Here is an 18,752-nt window from a genome sequence, read left to right on the forward strand (position 1 = left end):
ACATCAAGTGTTATAAAGTAACACTATATCTGTGCGCGGCTAAAGCGCGGGGATTGTACAGAGCCCTCTGCAATGCGCATCTCGGCTGATTCATGTGGAAGATGAGGCAGATTCAGGATCGCGGTTCCAGCGCGAGAGCACCAGGCGATCCAGCAACCACACCACCACCAGCGAGGCGCCTACCAGGGGAAAGGTCACGGCCAGCAGGGCGATGACCAGCATCGCGGTTTTCCAGCGTGGCAGATCGTGGCGCAGCGGCGGCACCCCGAGACGGCCGGCGGGGCGACGCTGCCACCACATGACGATGCCGCTCACCGCACCCAGAAGGATCATCAGGCACACCACCAGCACCACCAGCTGGTTGAAGCGGCCGAACATCTTGCCCTCGTGCAGCATCACGCCCAGCTCGGTGGCCCGGGCCACATTGCTGTAGTGCTGCCAGCGCACATCGGCCAGGACCTTGCCGGTGTACTGGTCGACATGCAGCGTGGCGTCGTTGCGCGGGTCGTCGGCGAACAGGGCGATGGTGAACACCCCGGTGGCGCTGCTGGGCAGGGTGATGCTGTAGCCGGGCTCGACCTGGCGCTGGCGAGCAATGTCCTGGACCTGTTGCAAGCTGATGGCCGGGGCTGCCGGGGCCGCTGCGGCCATGGCATGGCCCATGTGCTCGGCATGGTCGCCGGACATCGGCATCGGCGTGTTCTCCAGGGCCCAGGGCACGGTCTGGCGGGTGGCGCTGTTGAGCTCGCCGGCCTGCTGGTCGGAGGTCGGTACGTCGTTCCACATGGCCACCGGGAAGCGGTTCCACAGGTCGGCGTACTGCCTGCCCCAGAAGCCGGTCCAGCTCATGCCGCTGAGCAGCATCAACAGCAGGAAGGCCGCGCCCCAGAACCCCAGCACGCCATGCAGGTCGCGCCAGAACAGCCGGCCCCGGGCATTCAGGCGTGGCCATAGCACGCCTGCCGAAGACTTGCCCCGTGGCCACCACAGGTACAGGCCCGAGACCACCAGGACGATGCCCCAGCTGGCCGCCAGCTCCACCAGCCGGTCGCCGACGGTGCCGATCATCAGCTCGCCGTGAATGGCCCGGGCCACCGCTTGCAGGTTGCGCTTGGCATCCTGCTCGCCGAGTACGTCGCCATGGTAGGGATCGATGAAGACGTTGAGTTCCTGGCCTTTGTGCTGCACCACGAACTGGGCGCTGCGCCCGGCATCCACAGGTGGCAGGTACTGCTTGATATGGCCCTGGGGATAGGCCGCCTGGACCCGTTGCAGCAGTTCGTCGGCCGCCAGGCTGTGCTGCCCGGCGGGGACCTTGAGCAAGCTGGGGTACATCAGTGGATCGAGTTGCGGTTTGAACAGGTAGACGATACCGGTCAGGGCCAGCATCACCATGAAAGGGGCGACGAACAGCCCGGCGTAGAAATGCCAGCGCCAGGCCAGGTTGTAGAAAGACACTTTGGGTCGGTTCATCGGGAAGCGCTCCGCAAGGCTGTGGATCTGTCGTTATGGGTGGCTCCTGCAACCACTGCTGAGGGCCCTGCGGGCCTTGTCGCAGCCTCGCCAGCTCGGCAGCGGCTACAGGTGCCTGGTGTAGCCGCTGCAACGGTTCGTCAGAAGCTCAGGTCGACCTTGGTCCAGAAGGTGCGGCCGGGTTCCTTGATGGCTTGTGGATCAGTGGCCGGGTAGCCGAAGCCGGCGTTGCCCGCCAGGTTCAGGTGCTCGGCGTAGGCCTTGCCGAACAGGTTGTCGACCCCGGTGCTGAGCTTGAGGTTCTTGTTGATGCGGTAGGCGCCGTTGAGGGAGAACACGCCGAAGCCGCCGCTCTTGCCGAAGTCCTTGCCGACCACGTTGCCCTTGTTCAGGTCGACGCGGTTCTGCGCCGCCACCACCCGCCACAAGGCGCCGGCGCTCCAGTCGTCCTCGCTGTAGGTCAGGCCGAAGCGCGCATCCAGCGGTGGCATCTGTGGCAGGGCCTTGCCATCGCTGCTGTTCTTGCCCCAGGCGTAGGCCAGGGTGGCATCGGCCTTCCAGTTGGAGGTCAGCTTGTAGGCCGCGCCCAGTTCGCCGCCCATGATCCGGGCGTCGATGTTCTCGGCCCGGGACGTGCTCATGCCCATCATTTTCGAGTTGTAGTCGAAGAGGATGTAGTCCCGTACCTGGCCGATGTAGCCCGAGGCCCAGGCTTCCAGGTCGGCGCCCTGGTATTGCAGGCCGAAGTCGAGTTGGGTGGTCTTTTCCGGCTTGATCGAGTCGAAGGCGTTCAACGAGCCGGCCGGGCCCATCTTCGGCGAGAACAGCTCCCAGTAGTCGGGGAAGCGCTGGGCGTGGCCGAGACCGGCATACAAGGTGGTCGGGCTGTCGGCCAGGTCATGCTCGTAACGCACGAAACCGCTGGGCAGTGTGTCGGCACGGGTGTCGCCGGCGGTGGGGTTGGGGCGGCTCATCATTCCCGACTTGATGCTCTGCCGGTAGTCCTTGGCCGAGGCTCGATCGAGGCGGGCGCCGGTGATCAGCCGGTCGCGCTCGGCGGCGTACCAGGTCAGCTCGCCGAAGGCGCCGTAGTTGTGGAAGTCGGCGTCCTTGGCCCAGGGCTGGCCCTTGTGCGCATCCACGCCCATGCCGCCGCGCTGGCGATGTTCGTTGGTCTGGGCATCGATGCCGCCGATCAGCTGCACATCGGCCCAGCGCCAGGTGGCCTTGATCCGTGCGCCCAGGGTGCGGCGGTCGACGTTGCTGACCATGGGCTTGCCCATCATGCCGCTGCCCGACGGGGTGCGCAGGCTGTAGTTGTCCATCACGTGGTCGGCGTAGTTGTAATAGACCTGGGCCTCGACCTTGTCCAGGACCTCGCCGATGTTGGATTTCTCGAACCGCAGGCCCAGGCTCTCGCGCTTGAACTGCGAACCATCCATGCCGCGACCGGCGTAGCGGGCCTCGCCGTCGCCCTTGCCAGCAGTCAGCTCCAGCAGGGTGTCGGCGTCCGGGGTCCAGCCCAGGGCGACATCGCCGTTCCACTTGTCGTAGCGCGAGGCCACGGTGTCGTTGTTGCCGTCCTTGTAGTCGTCGGAGTGGGCGGTGTTGCCGATCACCCGGACATAACCCAGGGGGCCGCCAGCGGCCGCGTCCAGGGTCTTGTCGAAGCGGCCGTTGGAGCCGGCCAGCAAGCTGGCGTTGACCCGGGTGCCGAGTTCGCCGAAGTGCTCGGGCTCACGGTCGAAGAGCACGGTGCCAGCGGAGGCGCCGGGGCCCCAGAGTACGGTTTGCGGACCCTTGATCACCGTCAGCCGGTCGTAGGTTTCCGGGGAGATGTAGGAGGTCGGGGCGTCCATGCGGCCAGGGCAGGCGCCGAGCATCATGCTGCCGTTGGTGAGGATGTTCAGGCGCGAGCCGAACATGCCACGCAGCACCGGGTCGCCGTTGGTGCCGCCGTTGCGCACCAGGGCGAAGCCGGGAATGGTCTTGAGGTAGTCGCCGCCATCGCTGGCCGGCACCGGCTGGCGTGGGTCCTTGGGGTTGGTGACCACGGTCAGGGGCGAGCTGGGGGCGATGGCGGTGATCACCGTCGGGCTCAGCTCGGTACTGTGATGGGCGTGTTCGGCCGAAGTGTCGTCGGCCATGGCCAGGGGCGTCAGCAGGGCACCACACAGCACGGCCAGGGCACGGTTGAAGTGCTGGCGCGACGGGTTCAGGGCAAAGGGCTTGGTTGGCTGGGCAACGCCCAGGCGAGAGTCAGCAGAAAACATAATGGTTCCATCGATCGGTCTTGAATGACACGGCCGCGAGCGCACGCCTGTCGTGCTGACAGCCGGCCGTGTGGAGTGAGCAGGTGACTCAGGCGTCGATCGGCGGAGCGCGGGTCAGCGCGCCGGGGAACACGGTCTGCCGGGCGTGGCCCAGGCGCGTGGCGGGGATCAGGAAATGCTGGGCCAGCGGTGCATCGAGCTGGGCGAATGACAGCCCCGATGGCAGTGCCGGGCAGTTGAACAGCAGGCTGCAATAACCGCATTTCTCCCAGAGCACATGTTGCTCGCCTTGGGATTTTGCAGGGTGCGAAGCGTGTGGGTTATCGCCGTGGCAGCCGGACACGCCGCTGCCCATGTCCATGGATACGGACATGTTCATCGGCATCGCGTGATCCATCGGCATCGACTGGGAAATCAGCGGACCGATGAAGATCATCAGCATGGCGAACAGACTGATCCAGCTGCCGCGCCGCACCCCTATGGAGGTACGGCGTGCTGCGGACCGCCTGCGGCCAGGCGCGAGCGGGGTGTTCACGGATGGGACCGGCGGTCAGTGCTTAGTGAGCGTGCTGATGCTCTTGCGCTGCGCCGGGTGCCTGCTTCTGCACGGCGACCTCGACGGTGACGTCGCCGGCCTTCTCGAAGTGCAGGGTCAGCGGGAAGCGCTTGCCATCGCTGAGCAGGCTGCGGTCCTTGAGCTCCATGAGCATCACGTGATAGCTCATGGGCGCGAATCGCACTTCGCCACCGGCGGGCACGACCACCTTGGCCACCTGCTGCATCTTCATCATGTCGCCCTGCATCACATGCTCATGCAGTTCGGCGCGACCGGCGATCGGCGTCTCGACGCTGAGCAGGGTGTCGGCGTTCTTGCCCGGGTTGTGCAGCACGAAGTAGGCGGCGACGGTCGGCGCGTTCGGCGGCAGTTCCTGGGACCAGGGATGGTCGATCTGCAATTGGCCGGCCTTGTATTCATGGGCGCTGGCGAAGCTGGCAGGCAACAGCAGGGCGGCCAGCAGCAGGGTGTGCTTGACCAGGGAAGACTTGAGCATGGTGGTTCTCCAGAACGATTCAAAAACGCAGGTCACTTGCGAAAGGGAATCATGCCAGAGGCGGTGCACCGGGATTCAGGCTGGGCCATTGCTGGCGCGGGGTGAGTTGCTCGAGCGGCGGTTGCGGGGCGCCCGGCTGGGCGATGAAGCGGGTGAAGTACAGCTGCGGCGCATGGCCAGGCAGGGCCACCAAGGGCGCCGAGCCGGAGCAGCACCAGCAATGCTGCATGTTCGAGTGATCGTCGTTCTGCGGGGCTTTTTGTTCGAGCTTGCCCAGGGAGATGGCGATCATCTTGGTGCCGCTGGAGGAACAGAAACTGCCCCATAGCAGTTGTTCATCCAGCCCTTGGTCGCTGCTCTGCATGGCCCCGGAAAGCGGCATGGCAAGCATGTTGAACAGCACTGCGAAGCAGGCGATCCAGGCAAATGCGAGCCGTTGTCGGGACATGGTGACGATCCGTCGGTTGAGCGATCAGGCGGGTATTTAGCCTGATCGCTGTGGATAAGTAAAAAAACACCGTGTGCGGTGTGGTGTCGCAGTGCTGGCTCAGGCCGGGCTGACCTGGAGCTTGAGTCCCAGCGCCTTCATCACCTTGATGATAGTCGCGAACTCGGGATTGCCCTGGCTGCCCAGCGCCTTGTACAGGCTTTCGCGGCCCAGGCCGGTGTCCCGGGCTACCTGGGTCATGCCACGGGCGCGGGCGATGTCGTTGAGGGCGGCGCGGATCAGCACGCCATCACCGGCATCTTTCTCGAAGCAGGCATCGAGGTAGGCCACCATGTCTTGCGGGGTCTTGAGGTAGCCGGGCCCGCGGTGGATACGCATCTCATGGACTCCACCTCCTATTGATACACAGTCGCCGAACCGCCCTAGCAGGCCGTTGAAAAACTACCTGCGTTGCCATCGCGGCGTTAAAAACAGGCTGGTGCGCCAGCCCGGTCAAAATGCTCATTTACCACTCGTAAACTGCGCTTTTTCGCCTGTTTTTGCCTTGCGCTGGCTGCCTCGCCTACATTTTTCAATGGCCTGCTAGTTGCGCTGCCCTGATCCGGGCCAGTACGCGGGTCTTCCCCTGAGGGGCCTTGAGGCGAGTGAGCCAGTGGCTGAACTCCTGGGTTTGCTCGAAGATGAACATGGCGGCTGTATTCCTTGGGATACGTCTCTGGCAACTCATTTGCCAGATGAAAGGCAACGCTGCGACGACCGGGCGTGCAGCCGGCCGTTGCAGAGCTCCCAAGGAAGTTAAGGTCGGAGACTGGCGGGCACAGCCAGGGAGTTCCCAGGTTGAGGTGAGGCGCGGCGCTTTTTGCTGTCAGGCGCTGGACAGCCGCTCGAGGGCGGCCAGGAGTTGGGGCACTTCGGTAAAACAGCGATCGACCTCGGGCAGTTCGGGGCGCTTGAGTATCAACACTGGTACTCCCCGTTCGCGGGCCACTTCCAGCTTGGGTTCGGTGGCGCTGCTGCCGCTGTTCTTGCTGATCAGCACATCGATGCGCCGGCGCGTGAACAGTTCGCGCTCGTCGTCGATCTGGAACGGGCCGCGAGCACCGATCACTTCGCAGCGCTCGTTGCCCGGGCAGGCTTGCAGGGCGCGCAGGGTCCAGAACTGGCCGGCGGGAATCTCCTCCAGATGCTGCAAGGGTTCACGACCCAGGGTGAACAGTGGTCGCTGGAAAGGTTCGAGGGCTTGCATCAGTTGCGGCCAGTCGGCCACCTCGCGCCAGTCGTCCCCGGGCTGCGCTTGCCAGGCCGGGCGGCGCAGGGCCCAGCAGGGAATGCCGACGAGCCGGGCGGCGGCCTGGGCATTGGCGCTGATCTGCGCGGCATAAGGATGAGTGGCATCCAGTAGCAGAGTGATGTTCTCGGCGCGAATGAACTGCGCCAGGCCCTCGGCTCCGCCATACCCACCGACCCGCACCTGGCAGGCCAGGTCCGTGGGCACCCGGCCGATGCCGGCCAGGCTGTAGACATGTTCAGGCCCCAGGGAGCGGGCGATGGCCAGGGCCTCGGTGACCCCACCCAGCAGCAGGATGCGGCTCATGACTGGGCTCCGGCATGGCCGACGATGCCGCCCTGGCGGTCGATGGCGAAGACTTCCACCTGGACCTGGGCCGGTACTACGCTGCGGGCGAAGTCCAGGGCGTGGCGGCACACCGCATCGCCCAGGGCGACTCCGGCGGCGCTGGCCATGGCCAGTGCCTGCTGGCTGGTATTGGCCTGGCGGATGGCCTCTTGCAGCGGTTGGTCGGCACCGATTTCGGCGGCCCATTGCGCCAGCTGCGGCAGGTCGATGCTGGAGTGGCGGCTGTGCAGGTCCATGTGCCCGGCTGCCAGCTTGCTGATCTTGCCGAAGCCGCCGCACAGGCTGAGTTTATCCACAGGGGCCTTGCGCAGATGCTTGAGGACCGCGCCGACGAAGTCGCCCATTTCGATCAGGGCGATTTCCGGCAGGTCGTAGACCCGGCGCATGGTGTCTTCGCTGGCGTTGCCGGTGCAGGCGGCGACGTGCTGGTAGCCGTTGCTCCTGGCGACATCGATGCCCTGGTGGATCGAGGCGATATAGGCCGCACAGGAAAACGGCCGGACGATGCCACTGGTGCCCAGGATCGACAATCCGCCGAGAATTCCCAGGCGCGGGTTCATGGTCTTCTGCGCCAGGACCTCGCCGCCCTCGACGTTCACCGTGACTTCGAAGCCGCCGTTGTAGGCCTGTTCCTCGGCCAGGCGTTGCAGGTGCTCGCCGATCATCCGCCGCGGCACCGGGTTGATCGCCGGCTCGCCCACCGCCAGGACCAGCCCGGGGCGGGTCACGGTACCGACCCCGGCCCCGGCCACGAAGCGAATGCCTGGCTCATGGGTCAGGCGTACCTGGGAGTAGAGCAGGGCGCCATGGGTCACGTCCGGGTCGTCGCCGGCATCCTTGATGGTCCCGGCCTCGGCACCGTCGCTGGTGCGCCGGCAGAACTCCAGGCGCATCCGCACCTCTTTGCCCTTGGGCAGGACGATATCCACCGCATCGGCCTCGACGTTGCCCAGCAGCAGGCGGGCGGCCGCGAGGCTGGTGGCGGTGGCGCAACTGCCGGTGGTCAGGCCGCTGCGCAGTGCAGCGGGCTGTTCGGCGGTTTCCTCACGCATGGGGCGCGTCCCCGGATGGCGTGCAGGCTGGGTCCTGGGGTTTGTGCAGTTCCAGCAGGGTGATGGGCAAAGCCTGGCGCCAGGTGTCGAACTCCCCCAGCGGCTGGGCCTGGGCCACATGGATGCGGGTCAGTTCGCCGCCGTGGCGCTGGCGCCAGTCCATCAGGGTCATCTCGCTTTGCAGGGTCACCGCATTGGCCACCAGGCGGCCGCCGGGCTTGAGTCGTTCCCAGCAGGTGGCGAGCACCCCGTCGCGGGTCACGCCGCCGCCGATGAAGATCGCGTCCGGGCGCTCCAGGCCAGCCAGGGCCTGGGGCGCGCTGCCACGGATCAGTTGCAACCCGGGAACGCCCAGGGTGTCGCGGTTGTGTTCGATCAGCTGCTGGCGGCCCGCGTCGGCCTCGATGGCCAGGGCGCGGCAACTGGGGTGGGCGCGCATCCACTCGATGCCGATCGAGCCGCTGCCGGCACCGACATCCCACAGCAGCTCGCCGGGCATCGGGGCCAGGCGGGCCAGGGTCATGGCGCGTACGTCGCGCTTGGTCAACTGGCCGTCATGGGCAAAGGTCGAGTCCGGCAGGCCGGCCAGGCGCGACAGGCGTGGCGCGTCGAGGCTGGCACGGCAGTCGATGGCCAGCAGGTTGAGGTCGGCGATGGCCGGGTCTTGCCAGTCGTCGGCGGTGCCGTCGATACGCCGCTCCAACGGGCCGCCCAGGTGTTCCAGGACACTGATCCGGCTCGGGCCGAAGCCGCGCTCGCGCAGCAGGCCGGCCACCGCCGCCGGGCTGTGGCGGTCATTGCTCAGCACCAGCAGGCGCAGGCCGTTGGCCAAATGGGCGTTGAGTGCGGCCAATGGCCGCGCCACCAGCGACAGGCTGACCACTTCCTGCAGGGGCCAGCCCAGGCGCGCGGCGGCCAGGGCGCAGGAGGAGGGCGCGGGCAAGATCAGCAGTTCCTCGGCGGGCAGTTGCCGCGCCAGGCTGGCGCCGACGCCGAAGAACATCGGGTCACCGCTGGCCAGCACGCACACCGCGGTACCACGCTGGGCGAGTACCGGCTCCAGGGAAAACGGGCTGGGCCATAGCTGGCGTTCGCCACGGATGCAGGCCGGCAGCAGCTCCAGCTGACGTTGCCCGCCGACGATCCGCGAAGCGCCCAACAGGGCATGGCGGGCATTGCGACCCAGGCCCTTGAAGCCGTCTTCACCGATTCCCACTACTGTCAGCCAGGGCGACATGGATATTCCTCGAACACAAAAGCCAGGGTTCCGACAGGCAGGCTTTTCATGCCTTCGGACAAAGCAGGCATAATACCGCGCCTTCGCCCGCGAAGCGTTTTTCCCACACTGCCGGTCACTCCTTTGAACCCACGTCCGCTGTCCACTGCCATCCGCCCCTCGGCCTGTCCGGGGTTGTTGCGTATCGTCCCGGCCCTGGACGGCGGTATCTGCCGGATCAAGCTGGCCGGCGGGGTCATCAGCGCGGCCCAGGCCGTGGCCGTGGCCGAGGCGGCGCAGGAGTTCGCCGGCGGGGTGATCGAGGCCACCAATCGCGCCAACCTGCAGATCCGTGGCATCGGCGACGAGCACCAGGCACTGATCGCCAAGCTGCTGGATGCAGGCCTGGGGCCGACCATAGCGGCCGGTGACGATGTGCGCAACCTGATGCTCAGCCCCAGCGCCGGTATCGACCGCCAGTGCCTGGTCGATACCCGGCCTCTGGCGGCGCAGATCCTGCACACCCTGCAAGGTCATTCACGGTTCCACGAGTTGTCGCCCAAGTTCGCCGTGCAACTGGACGGTGGCGAAGCCCTGGCCATGCTCCAGCATCACCACGATTTGTGGCTGGCGGCTTGCGAGCGAGAGGGCCAGCGGTTGCTGGCCTTCGGCCTGGCCGGTTGCCCGGTGGATGCGCCGTTGGCGGCGGTGCCGCTGGAGCAGGGCCATGACCTGCTGGTGGCGGTGCTGGAGGCGTTCCTCGACCTGGCGAGCCCCGAGCAGACCCGTATGCGGCACTTGCTGGCCCAGGTGCCGCTGGCGGAATTTCTGCTCCAGGTGCAACAGCGCCTGGGCGGCCCGCTGCTGAGCGTCGATGGCTGGCGCCGGCCGGCGGTCGTCGAGGGCTTGCACCTGGGAACTTATCCACAGGCCGTGGCCGGGCGGGTCTATGTCGGTGCGGTCGCGCCCCTGGGGCGGCTCGACCCGGGCATGCTCAAGGGGGCCGCGCAACTGGCCCTGCGCTATGGCGACGCCAGCCTGCGCCTGACGCCCTGGCAGAGCCTGCTGCTGCCCGACATTGCCGTGGCGGATGCCCCGGCGGTGACCGCTGGCCTGGCCGAGCTGGGTTTGCTTTGCCGTCCCGAGCAGGCCCTGGCCCACCTGATTGCCTGCACCGGCTCCAGCGGTTGCGCCAAGGCCCAGGCCGATACCAAGGGCGATGCGCTGCGCCTGGCGGCCCTGTTGCAGGCCCAGGGGCAGCAGGCGGCGGTACACCTTTCTGGCTGCCTGCGCACTTGCGCTGCGGCCCATGTAGCGCCCACCACCCTGTTGGCGGTGGCCCCGGGACGCTACGACTTGTATGTGCGCGACGCCACGCAGCCGGGGTTCGGCAGGCTGCGGGCGCGCAACCTTTCTATAGAAGCGGCACAAGCGCTGCTTGATGTCCGCCAACGGAGCCACCTTGATGATTGATTACATCCGCGACGGTCAGGAGATCTATCGCAACTCCTTCGCGATCATCCGCGAAGAAGCCAAGCTAGAACGCATTCCGGCCGACCTGGAAAAACTCGCGGTACGGGTGATCCACGCCTGCGGCATGGTCGAGGCCATCGATGGCCTGCAGTTTTCTGAAGGCGCCGGCAAGGCCGGGCGCGAGGCCCTGGCTGCTGGGGCACCGATCCTCTGCGATGCGCGGATGGTGTCCGAGGGCATCACCCGGGCACGGCTGCCGGCCAACAACCAGGTGATCTGCACCCTGCGTGACGAGAGCGTGCCGCAGCTGGCCCGCGAGCTGGGCAACACCCGTTCGGCGGTGGCCCTGGAACTGTGGCGGCCCTACCTGGAAGGCAGCGTGGTGGTGATCGGCAATGCCCCCACCGCGCTGTTCTACCTGTTGGAAATGCTCGACGCCGGCGCACCTAAGCCAGCGCTGATCCTTGGCTTCCCGGTGGGTTTCGTCGGCGCTGCCGAATCCAAGGCGATGCTGGCCGCCGACAGCCGTGGCGTGCCGTTCGTGATCATGCAAGGCCGCCTGGGCGGCAGTGCCATGGCCGCCGCCGCCGTCAACGCCCTGGCCACGGAGATCGAATGATGCAGCAACCTGGACGTTTGATCGGCCTCGGCGTGGGCCCTGGTGATCCGGAACTGATTACCCTCAAGGCCCTGCGCCTGCTGCGCGAGTCGCCGGTGGTGGCCTACTTCGTCGCCAAGGGGAAAAAGGGCAATGCCTTCGGCATCATCGAGGCGCACCTGCAGGAGGCGCAGACCCTGCTGCCGCTGGTCTACCCGGTGACCACCGAAGCGCTGCCGGCACCGCTGTCCTATGAGCAGGTGATCAGCGATTTCTACGACGAAGCCAGCGTGCAAGTGGCCGAGCACCTGGATGCCGGCCGCGATGTGGCGGTGATCTGCGAGGGCGACCCGTTCTTCTACGGTTCCTACATGTACCTGCACGACCGCCTGGCCGAGCGCTACCAGGCCGAAGTGGTGCCGGGGGTCTGCTCGATGCTCGGCGGCGCCTCGGTGCTGGGTGCGCCGTTGGTGTATCGCAACCAGAGCCTGTCGGTGCTGTCCGGGGTGCTGCCCCATGAGGAACTCAAGCGCCGCCTGGCCGATGCCGACGCGGCAGTGGTGATGAAGCTGGGGCGCAATTTCCCCAAGGTCCGCCAGGTCCTGGATGAGCTGGGGCTGGCGCAGCGGGCGCTGTATGTCGAGCGCGCGACCATGGCCAACCAGAAGATCGTGCCCCTGGACGAGGTGGAGCCGATGTCGTCGCCGTACTTCTCGTTGATCATCGTTCCCGGACAAAGGTGGCAAGGCTGATGGCGCGTTCGATTCCGGCCATCGTCATCCTTGGCCAAGGCAGCCTCGATACCGCGCGGCGGATCCAGCGCCTGTACCCCGACGCGCTGGTCTACGGCCTGGCCGAGCGCACCACGGGCGCCGACCGCAGTTACCAGGAGTTCGGCGCGACCCTGCGTCAGCTCTATCAACAAGACACGCCGATCATCGCCCTGTGCGCCGCCGGCATCGTGATCCGCACCCTGGCGCCGCTGCTGCTGGAGAAGGGCGCCGAGCCGCCGGTACTGGCGGTGGCCGAGGACGGCAGCGCGGTGGTGCCATTGCTGGGCGGCCTGGGTGGGGTCAACGTCATGGCTCGCAAGATCGCTGCCGGCCTGGGCGTGGCGGCGGCCATCACCACCAGCGGTGAGCTGCGCTTCGGCACTTGCCTGCTCAACCCGCCCAGCGGTTATGCCCTGGGCGACCTGGAGCAGGGCAAGCGCTTTGTCTCCGACCTGCTGGGTGGCGAGAGCGTGCGCATCGAAGGCGCCGCGCCCTGGCTGGCCGAAGCCCGTTTGCCGGAGGATCGCGAAGCCCGGTTGACCATCCGGGTCGGTTCCGCCGAGCGCGAACCCGCGACCAACGAACTGCTGATCTACCCGCGCAGTGTTCTCATCGCACTCACTTGCAGGAACGAGCTTGCTCGCGATAGCGGGCTCGAATTGGCCGAGCATCTGCGGGACGCTCTGCACCAGGCCGGGATCGCTCGCCAGTCCGTCGCTTGCCTGCTGGCCGCCGACAGTGAAATGGCCAGCCCGACCTTGCGTGACGCCGCCGCCGAGCTGGGCGTGCCGCTGCGTTTTGCCCCGGCGGCCAGCAGCGTGGCCGAGCTGGCGCAACAAGCGGTGCCGCAATTGCTGCCGCCCCTCAGTATGGGCGAGGACATCGCCATCGCCGTGGCCAGCGAACCCCTGGACCCGCAGCGGATCGGCCAGCCCCGTGGTCGCCTGGCCGTGATCGGCCTGGGGCCGGGCGCCGCCGAACTGATGGTGCCGGCGGTCAAGGCCGAGCTGGCCCGGGCCCAGGACATCCTCGGCTACGAAACCTATGTGCGCATGGCGGGCCCGTTCCGCGCCGACCAGATCATGCACTGCACCGACAACCGCGAGGAAATGCAGCGCGCCCGCCACGCCTTCGAGCTGGCGGCCCAGGGCCGTTCGGTGGTGGTGGTGTCGTCCGGCGATCCGGGCGTGTTCGCCATGGCCTCGGCGGTGCTCGAAGCCCTGCACGAATCCAGCGACCCGGCCTGGCACAACGTCGACCTGGAGATCCTGCCCGGGGTGTCGGCCTCCCTGGCCACCGCCGCCCAGGCGGGCGCGCCACTGGGCCATGACTTCTGCGTGCTGTCGCTGTCGGACAACCTCAAGCCCTGGGACATCATCGAGAAGCGCCTGGACCTCGCCTCCCAGGCCGACCTGGTGCTGGCCTTCTACAACCCCATCTCCCGTTCCCGGCCGTGGCAATTGGGCCGGGCCCTGGAGATCGTGCGCCAGCACCGCACAGCGCAAACCCCGGTGGTATTGGGGCGCGACATCGGTCGCCCGGGCCAGACCCTGCGCGTCACCACCCTGGGCGAGCTGACCCCAGAGCAGGTGGACATGCGCACCATGGTGCTGGTGGGCTCCTCCACTACCTGCACCTTTGCCAAGGCGGATGGCGGCGAGTGGGTCTACACGCCGCGCTGGTACTAGAGGGGCAGCGGCAAGCTTCGAGCTTTGAGCGGCAAGCTGAAAACTTGCAGCTTGAGGTTTGGAGCTTGTCGCTTAGGGCTGCAAATACCAGGTGATAAATTCGAAGAAACCGGTCCATCTGGCGGCAATGCGGCCAGCGGTGAAGGCTTCCCAGTCGCCCAGGTCGAAATCCCAGACGCCGCCGCTGTCCTTGTCCAGCAAGTAGCCGCCTTCGCCTTGCAATGAGGTGAAGGCGATGAAGTTCTGCGGCAGCTCCCATACTTCATGAATGAACTCGGTACCTACAAGGATCTCTTCGCTGGGTTCGGCGATATTCATCAGCACTTCGTAGCTTGCACGGCTTGCGAAGTCGGCGGGGTGGTAAGCCAGGTAGATCTGTGCGAACTCGCTGTCCAGGGCAATGCCCAGTGTTGCCAGCGCTCGGGTGACCCCGGCGGTGTCTGGGCGCGGGCGGAAGCTGGGCTGGGCTTCGATCAGGGCGACCAACTGCGGGGGAATCATGGGTGGTCCTTGATGATAGGTGGCCATTTGTCCAGGGGCAGGCTGCCCTGGATCTGGGCAAAGTGTTCCCGGGCCTGGGCCAGGGTCTTGTGGTTGGGGCCGCTCAGCACATCCAGTGCCTGGCAGCCGTCGTCTTCCCAGTGGCACAGGCCGCAGATCTCGTATTCGCCATGGGCGCCGAGGGTCAGGTAGCCACAGCAAGGGCAGGCCAATAGGGTTTCCACCGGGCCCTCGACCGGCTGGCGCGGGTAGCCGGCCTCGGCCAGGCAGCGGCTCAGGTAGGGGTTGCTGACGCCATGGTAGGCGGCGCGCAGGCTGACCAGGATCAGCGCATCGTAACGCGCGGGCTCGGCGTTTTCCGGCGGTTCCCGAGTCTGCATTTCCTCCCCCAGGCTGGCTGAGAGGGTGGCGAATTCCGGGGCTTCGGGGGCCAGGGTCCAGACGTTCAGCAGGTGATCGGCGCGTTCCTGCGCCGAGAGTGCGAGCAGGCGGTGCCGGCTCAAGCGGTCGATGGCCGCAGGGCGCGTCAGTGGCTTCATGGGGCTGTGCTCGGTAAGGGAATCAGCACGCCGGCCAGACCAGGGTCAGCTGATCCGGTCGCTCGATGGGGATGCAAACGCTGACCCCGCTGGTGGATTGGGCCTCTATATGCCGGTCGCGGATTCGCACCTGGGCGAAGGGGTTGGTTTCCCGGAGCACCAGCAGCCAGATCAGGCGCTGCGAGTCTTTCTCCTGCAGCGCCAGGAAGCCATCGCCGCCGTGGGCTGCGCATTCGCCACCCAGGGCTTGCCAGGGCTCCGGGCCGTGGGCCGAACAGCCCAGGGTCGCCAGGCCTTCGCAGGCTTCTGCCGGTCGGTGATCCAGGGCCGGGAGCCACACCTTGTCCTGCAGGCGGCTTGCCCCGTGGGGCAACTCGAACAGGCAGTAGAAACCATTGCCCAGGATCAGGGTGTTTTCCCGCGGGTAGGCTTCGTCCAGCCATTGCTGCTGGATAAAGGCCTGGTCGGCGTTGTAGGGCATGGGCATTCCGTTGCGATGAGGGCTGGCTAGGGCACCAGGTAGCCGCGCACCCCGGTGAAGATGATCTGCGCCGCCAGGGCACAGACGAACAGGCCCATCAACCGGCTGACGATCTGCAGGCCCTGGTCGCCGAGGATGCGCTCGATGCGGTTGGACAGGTACAGCACCACGCCCACCGTGAGGCTGGCCAGGGCGATGCTGAGGATGGCGGTGAGCTTGTCGTCCCAGTGTGGCTGGCTGACGCCCATTACCAGCAGGGCGCCGATGGTGCCGGGGCCGACTGTCAGGGGAATGGTCAGCGGGACTATGGTCACGTCCTGCTGCACGTTGTCGGTCTGTACCGCCGACTTGCCCTGGGCCATGCCCAGGGCGGAGATGAACAGCACCGAGCCCGCGCCGATGCGGAACGCATCCACGGTGATGCCGAACACGCCGAAGATCACCCGCCCGAACAGGTACAGCAGCACACTGGAGACCAGGGTCGCTAGGGCGACTTTCCAGGCCAGGCGCCGACGCTCCTTGAGGGAGTAGCCACGGGTCAGGCTGATGAAGCACGAGAGGACGAAGAAGGGGCTGTAGAGCACCAGCATCTTCAGGTAAACGCTGAACAGCACGTGGAGCATGATGGAAGCTCACGACTAGGGAGGGCGAGCCAGAGTTTAACTCAGCTGGTGTGGGCGGCGCTGCGTTCGCGCAAGTCGCGCTGGGTTACCCAGTGCTCCACCAGTTCGCGCAGTTGCGAGAGCTCCACCGGCTTGGCCATGTGCCCGTCCATGCCGGCCTGGCGCGCGCGCTCCTTGTGCTCGGCCAGGATATGGGCGGTGAGGGCCACCACCGGCGTGCGCACTCGCTGGTTGCCCACTTCCCAGGCCCGCAGTTGCTGGGTGGCGGAAAACCCGTCGAGCACCGGCATCTCGCAGTCCATCAGCACCAGGTCGTAGCGCTTGGCTTTCATCGCCTGCAGGGCTTCCTCGCCGTTGCTGGCGGTATCGGGCTGCAGGTTGAGTTTGCCGAGCATGCCGCGGATCACCTTGGTGGAGATGCTGTTGTCCTCGGCTACCAGGATGCGGAAGTCGCTGGGCACGGTGATCGGCTCCGGGCCCAGGACTTGGGCCAGGGGCTGGTTGTAGGGCGTGGTGGGCGCCTTGTCGCGGTGGCTGAGCTCGTCGGCCAGGGTGGTCTTGAGGGTGTAGCCGGCCACTGGCTTGGCGAGGATGCGCTTGATCCCGGCATTGCGTGCGATCACCTTGCTCGGCGCGTTGCTGATGCCGGTGAGCATGATCAGCAGGATGTCGTGGTTCAGGCTCGGGTCTTCCTTGATCTTCGCCGCCAACTGCATGCCGGTCATGCCGGGCATGTTCTGGTCCAGCAGGACCACGTCGAAGTAGTCGCGCAAGTGTGCCTTGGTTCGCAGCAGGGCCAGGGCTTCCTTGCCCGAAGGCACGGCGCTGACGTTCAGGCCCCAGGCACTGCATTGCTGCACCAGGACCTTGCGGCAGGTGTCGTTGTCGTCCACCACCAAGACCCGGGCCCCTTGCAGCGGGCCGTCGAGGTCGGCGGTGGGATGCTCCAGGCGGTCGGCATCCAGCGGCAGGGTCAGCCACAGGGTGCTGCCTTGCTGGTTGCCGCTCTTGATGCCGAATTCGCCATGCATCAGCAGGATCAGCTGGCGAGCGATCACCAGGCCCAGGTTGCCGCCCAGGCGGGTGGTGGCCAGGAAATTCTTGCTGTGCAGCTCGGTATGCAGCAGCGCGTCGCGTTCCTCGGGCTCCATGGGCTGCCCGCTATCTTGCACGGCAATACGCAGGCGCGGCTTGCTGCTGCGCTCGTCGAGGGCGACGACGATCAGCACTTCGCCTTCGTCGGTCTTCTTCAGGGCGTTTTCCAGCAAGCTCAACAGGGCCTGGCGCAACCGTGTCGGATCGCCGCTGATGACCCGTGGCACCTGGGGCTGGATGAAGCTGATCAGCTCGACGTTCTGCTGCTCGGCCTTGGCCCGGAAGATGCTCAGGCAGTCTTCGATCAGGGCATTGAGATCGAACTGTACGTCGTCCAGTTCGATCTGCCCGGATTCGAGCTTGGAGATGTCGAGGATCTCGTTGATCAGGGTCAGCAGTTCGTTGCCGGCGCTGTGGATGGTCTGCACGTAGTCGCGCTGCTTGACCGACAGCGGCGTGCCCAGCAGCAGCTCGGTCATGCCCAGCACGCCGTTCATCGGGGTGCGGATCTCGTGGCTGATCTTGGCCAGGAACTCGGCCTTGGCATTGACCTCGGCGGTGCTGGCGGCAAGGTCGCGGCTGGCGCTGAAGCGGTTCTCGGTGATGTGGCGCTGGCGCTCGCCCAGGGCCACGCTCATCAGCAGGCCGGCCACGCAGACCACGCTCATCAAGGTCACGATCAGGCCTTGCGGGGGCACCAGTGTCAGGCCGAGCAGGGCGGGCATGATCACCAGGGTGCCGAAGTTGAAGATCGCCATGGCGGCGACGAAACAACGGGCCGGGCGGTAGCCCTTGTGCCAGTGGTAGCCGCCGATGAACAGCATGCTCAAACCGGCTAGGGCTACCAGGGCATAGGTGACGATGTTCAACGGCAGGCTGCTGATGATCAACAGCAACAGGCCGGACAAGGCGATCAGCAGGATGTTGCCCAGTAGCAGGCGGTTCAGCGGATGCGGCCCCACCGGGGAGAAGAACCGATAGGCGAACATCATGCCGGCAGGGGCGGTCAGCAGCAGCGCCAGGTAGGCGCCGGGAGTCTGCAGGGATTGCCAGTCCGGCAGCCAGGGGCCGAACAGGTTCAGCAGCATCATCAGGCTGAGGGTCAGCAGGGCCTCGCAGACCGCCAGCCACAGGCTGCTGCGCGAGCGGGTGTAGGCGAAGCGCGTGAGGTTGTGCAGGATCAGCATCGCCAGGCAGCCGAACAGCAGGCCGTAGACCAGGGTCTGGCCCTGGCTGGCGGCGGCCATCACCGCCGATTGCAGGGTGATGTAGGGGCGCAGTTCGTGTTCGGACACCAGGCGTACGTAGACGTCCAGCGTCTTGCCGCTCTGTGGCAGCGGCAGTGCGAAGTCGCTGCTGGGCAGCGGCTTTTCCGTCTGGGGCTGGCTGGAGCCGGTGTTCACTTGCTCGATCAGCTGGTCGCCGTCGAGCACGTAGAGATTCAGGTGGGACAGGTCGGGAGCGAAGATCCGCAGGATCTGCTCATGGGTGCCCGGCTGGAGCTTGAAGCGTAGCCACAGGGCGCCGTTGGGCTCGGCGGCGGTGAGCTTGTCCAGCTCGATGGGGCTGAACTGGTTGGTGTAGCGCGGGGAGCGGATGTCACTGAGTTGCAGGTCGCCCTGATCGTCGAGCAGCACCGCCCAGCCACTGCCTTGAGCGGCCAGGGCCGGATTCATGCAGAGCAGGGTCAGCAATGTGACGGTGAAGCCTAGGGCAATCCTGAGCCAGCGCACGGCGAAATCCCTTCGTTGGTTGATGCCTGATTATAACTATGCGCGGCGCAATGAGCGCCCGGCAAGGGCCTGGAAGCCCTTGCCGGGGTTTCGTGCGA

General features: G+C 66.4%; 18 protein-coding genes. 4 read left to right on the forward strand and 14 right to left on the reverse strand.

Features of this window, described 5'->3' with window-relative positions:
* Window positions 1-90: 90 nt before the first annotated feature.
* The 9 genes from GDH07_RS24420 to cbiE all read right to left on the reverse strand — a co-directional run bounded on the left by GDH07_RS24420 (window position 91) and on the right by cbiE (window position 9,171).
* Window positions 91-1,473 carry a PepSY-associated TM helix domain-containing protein gene (locus GDH07_RS24420; RefSeq protein WP_152899142.1) on the reverse strand — a complete coding sequence of 461 codons (1,383 nt, stop codon included), beginning with the start codon at window positions 1,471-1,473 and terminating at the stop codon, window positions 91-93.
* Window positions 1,474-1,613: 140 nt separating this feature from the next.
* Window positions 1,614-3,746, reverse strand: coding sequence for a TonB-dependent copper receptor (locus tag GDH07_RS24425; protein WP_152899143.1), 2,133 nt, complete (start codon window positions 3,744-3,746; stop codon window positions 1,614-1,616).
* Between the two features lie 88 nt (window positions 3,747-3,834).
* Entirely contained in the window at window positions 3,835-4,188 is a 354-nt protein-coding gene (locus GDH07_RS24430) for a DUF2946 domain-containing protein (RefSeq protein WP_053132933.1), read from the reverse strand.
* 115 nt (window positions 4,189-4,303) lie between these two features.
* Window positions 4,304-4,798 (reverse strand): copper chaperone PCu(A)C, encoded by a 495-nt coding sequence (locus GDH07_RS24435; protein WP_053132269.1) that lies wholly within the window; start codon window positions 4,796-4,798, stop codon window positions 4,304-4,306.
* 49 nt (window positions 4,799-4,847) lie between these two features.
* On the reverse strand, window positions 4,848-5,246 hold the full coding sequence (locus GDH07_RS24440; protein WP_053132267.1) for a DUF2946 domain-containing protein: 399 nt from the start codon (window positions 5,244-5,246) through the stop codon (window positions 4,848-4,850).
* A gap of 99 nt (window positions 5,247-5,345) precedes the next feature.
* The gene (locus GDH07_RS24445; protein ID WP_152899144.1) at window positions 5,346-5,624 is read right to left on the reverse strand and encodes an addiction module antidote protein; all 279 of its coding nucleotides are present in this window, start codon (window positions 5,622-5,624) and stop codon (window positions 5,346-5,348) included.
* A gap of 487 nt (window positions 5,625-6,111) precedes the next feature.
* Window positions 6,112-6,840, reverse strand: coding sequence for a cobalt-precorrin-6A reductase (locus tag GDH07_RS24455; RefSeq protein ID WP_152899145.1), 729 nt, complete (start codon window positions 6,838-6,840; stop codon window positions 6,112-6,114).
* On the reverse strand, window positions 6,837-7,934 hold the full coding sequence (locus GDH07_RS24460) for a cobalt-precorrin-5B (C(1))-methyltransferase (RefSeq protein ID WP_152899146.1): 1,098 nt from the start codon (window positions 7,932-7,934) through the stop codon (window positions 6,837-6,839). The genes GDH07_RS24455 and GDH07_RS24460 overlap by 4 nt, the downstream gene beginning before the upstream one ends.
* Entirely contained in the window at window positions 7,927-9,171 is a 1,245-nt protein-coding gene (gene cbiE / locus GDH07_RS24465) for a precorrin-6y C5,15-methyltransferase (decarboxylating) subunit CbiE (protein WP_152899147.1), read from the reverse strand. Before cbiE ends, GDH07_RS24460 begins: the two co-directional genes overlap by 8 nt.
* 48 nt (window positions 9,172-9,219) lie before the next feature.
* Here cbiE and cobG point away from each other — a divergent pair, with 48 nt between their 5' ends.
* Genes cobG through cobJ form a run of 4 tightly spaced genes read left to right on the forward strand, consistent with a single transcriptional unit; the run spans window position 9,220 to window position 13,682 of the window.
* Window positions 9,220-10,623 carry a precorrin-3B synthase gene (cobG, locus tag GDH07_RS24470; RefSeq protein ID WP_152899148.1) on the forward strand — a complete coding sequence of 468 codons (1,404 nt, stop codon included), beginning with the start codon at window positions 9,220-9,222 and terminating at the stop codon, window positions 10,621-10,623.
* Window positions 10,616-11,242 (forward strand): precorrin-8X methylmutase, encoded by a 627-nt coding sequence (locus GDH07_RS24475; protein WP_022642048.1) that lies wholly within the window; start codon window positions 10,616-10,618, stop codon window positions 11,240-11,242. The genes cobG and GDH07_RS24475 overlap by 8 nt, the downstream gene beginning before the upstream one ends.
* On the forward strand, window positions 11,242-11,973 hold the full coding sequence (locus tag GDH07_RS24480) for a precorrin-2 C(20)-methyltransferase (RefSeq protein WP_031320795.1): 732 nt from the start codon (window positions 11,242-11,244) through the stop codon (window positions 11,971-11,973). Before GDH07_RS24475 ends, GDH07_RS24480 begins: the two co-directional genes overlap by 1 nt.
* Window positions 11,973-13,682, forward strand: coding sequence for a precorrin-3B C(17)-methyltransferase (gene cobJ, locus GDH07_RS24485; RefSeq protein ID WP_152899149.1), 1,710 nt, complete (start codon window positions 11,973-11,975; stop codon window positions 13,680-13,682). The genes GDH07_RS24480 and cobJ overlap by 1 nt, the downstream gene beginning before the upstream one ends.
* Window positions 13,683-13,754: 72 nt before the next feature.
* Here cobJ and GDH07_RS24490 read toward each other — a convergent pair whose 3' ends face one another.
* Genes GDH07_RS24490 through GDH07_RS24510 form a run of 5 tightly spaced genes read right to left on the reverse strand, consistent with a single transcriptional unit; the run spans window position 13,755 to window position 18,654 of the window.
* On the reverse strand, window positions 13,755-14,183 hold the full coding sequence (locus GDH07_RS24490; protein ID WP_022642051.1) for an SMI1/KNR4 family protein: 429 nt from the start codon (window positions 14,181-14,183) through the stop codon (window positions 13,755-13,757).
* A complete protein-coding gene (locus GDH07_RS24495; RefSeq protein WP_022642052.1) occupies window positions 14,180-14,722 on the reverse strand; it encodes a CPCC family cysteine-rich protein in 543 nt (180 codons plus the stop codon). Before GDH07_RS24495 ends, GDH07_RS24490 begins: the two co-directional genes overlap by 4 nt.
* A gap of 22 nt (window positions 14,723-14,744) precedes the next feature.
* On the reverse strand, window positions 14,745-15,203 hold the full coding sequence (locus GDH07_RS24500; protein WP_152899150.1) for a hypothetical protein: 459 nt from the start codon (window positions 15,201-15,203) through the stop codon (window positions 14,745-14,747).
* 26 nt (window positions 15,204-15,229) lie between these two features.
* Window positions 15,230-15,826 carry a MarC family protein gene (locus GDH07_RS24505; RefSeq protein ID WP_022642054.1) on the reverse strand — a complete coding sequence of 199 codons (597 nt, stop codon included), beginning with the start codon at window positions 15,824-15,826 and terminating at the stop codon, window positions 15,230-15,232.
* 41 nt (window positions 15,827-15,867) lie between these two features.
* Complete coding sequence (locus tag GDH07_RS24510) at window positions 15,868-18,654, reverse strand: hybrid sensor histidine kinase/response regulator (RefSeq protein WP_031320798.1); 2,787 nt, start codon at window positions 18,652-18,654, stop codon at window positions 15,868-15,870.
* Window positions 18,655-18,752 lie beyond the last annotated feature (98 nt).

This window comes from Pseudomonas piscis (assembly GCF_009380155.1).
GTDB lineage: Bacteria > Pseudomonadota > Gammaproteobacteria > Pseudomonadales > Pseudomonadaceae > Aquipseudomonas > Aquipseudomonas piscis.

Excerpts from the sequence above, each read along its gene's own strand:
- GDH07_RS24490 (WP_022642051.1), bottom strand. The coding sequence starts at position 14,183 with ATGATTCCCCCGCAGTTGGTCGCCCTGATCGAAGCCCAGCCCAGCTTC.
- GDH07_RS24425 (WP_152899143.1), bottom strand. The coding sequence starts at position 3,746 with ATGTTTTCTGCTGACTCTCGCCTGGGCGTTGCCCAGCCAACCAAGCCC.
- cobG (WP_152899148.1), top strand. The coding sequence starts at position 9,220 with ATGCCTTCGGACAAAGCAGGCATAATACCGCGCCTTCGCCCGCGAAGC.
- GDH07_RS24460 (WP_152899146.1), bottom strand. The coding sequence starts at position 7,934 with ATGCGTGAGGAAACCGCCGAACAGCCCGCTGCACTGCGCAGCGGCCTG.
- cobJ (WP_152899149.1), top strand. The coding sequence starts at position 11,973 with ATGGCGCGTTCGATTCCGGCCATCGTCATCCTTGGCCAAGGCAGCCTC.
- GDH07_RS24440 (WP_053132267.1), bottom strand. The coding sequence starts at position 5,246 with ATGTCCCGACAACGGCTCGCATTTGCCTGGATCGCCTGCTTCGCAGTG.
- GDH07_RS24505 (WP_022642054.1), bottom strand. The coding sequence starts at position 15,826 with ATGCTCCACGTGCTGTTCAGCGTTTACCTGAAGATGCTGGTGCTCTAC.
- GDH07_RS24455 (WP_152899145.1), bottom strand. The coding sequence starts at position 6,840 with ATGAGCCGCATCCTGCTGCTGGGTGGGGTCACCGAGGCCCTGGCCATC.
- GDH07_RS24475 (WP_022642048.1), top strand. The coding sequence starts at position 10,616 with ATGATTGATTACATCCGCGACGGTCAGGAGATCTATCGCAACTCCTTC.
- GDH07_RS24500 (WP_152899150.1), bottom strand. The coding sequence starts at position 15,203 with ATGCCCTACAACGCCGACCAGGCCTTTATCCAGCAGCAATGGCTGGAC.
- GDH07_RS24445 (WP_152899144.1), bottom strand. The coding sequence starts at position 5,624 with ATGCGTATCCACCGCGGGCCCGGCTACCTCAAGACCCCGCAAGACATG.
- GDH07_RS24435 (WP_053132269.1), bottom strand. The coding sequence starts at position 4,798 with ATGCTCAAGTCTTCCCTGGTCAAGCACACCCTGCTGCTGGCCGCCCTG.
- GDH07_RS24495 (WP_022642052.1), bottom strand. The coding sequence starts at position 14,722 with ATGAAGCCACTGACGCGCCCTGCGGCCATCGACCGCTTGAGCCGGCAC.
- GDH07_RS24480 (WP_031320795.1), top strand. The coding sequence starts at position 11,242 with ATGCAGCAACCTGGACGTTTGATCGGCCTCGGCGTGGGCCCTGGTGAT.
- GDH07_RS24430 (WP_053132933.1), bottom strand. The coding sequence starts at position 4,188 with ATGCTGATGATCTTCATCGGTCCGCTGATTTCCCAGTCGATGCCGATG.
- GDH07_RS24420 (WP_152899142.1), bottom strand. The coding sequence starts at position 1,473 with ATGAACCGACCCAAAGTGTCTTTCTACAACCTGGCCTGGCGCTGGCAT.
- cbiE (WP_152899147.1), bottom strand. The coding sequence starts at position 9,171 with ATGTCGCCCTGGCTGACAGTAGTGGGAATCGGTGAAGACGGCTTCAAG.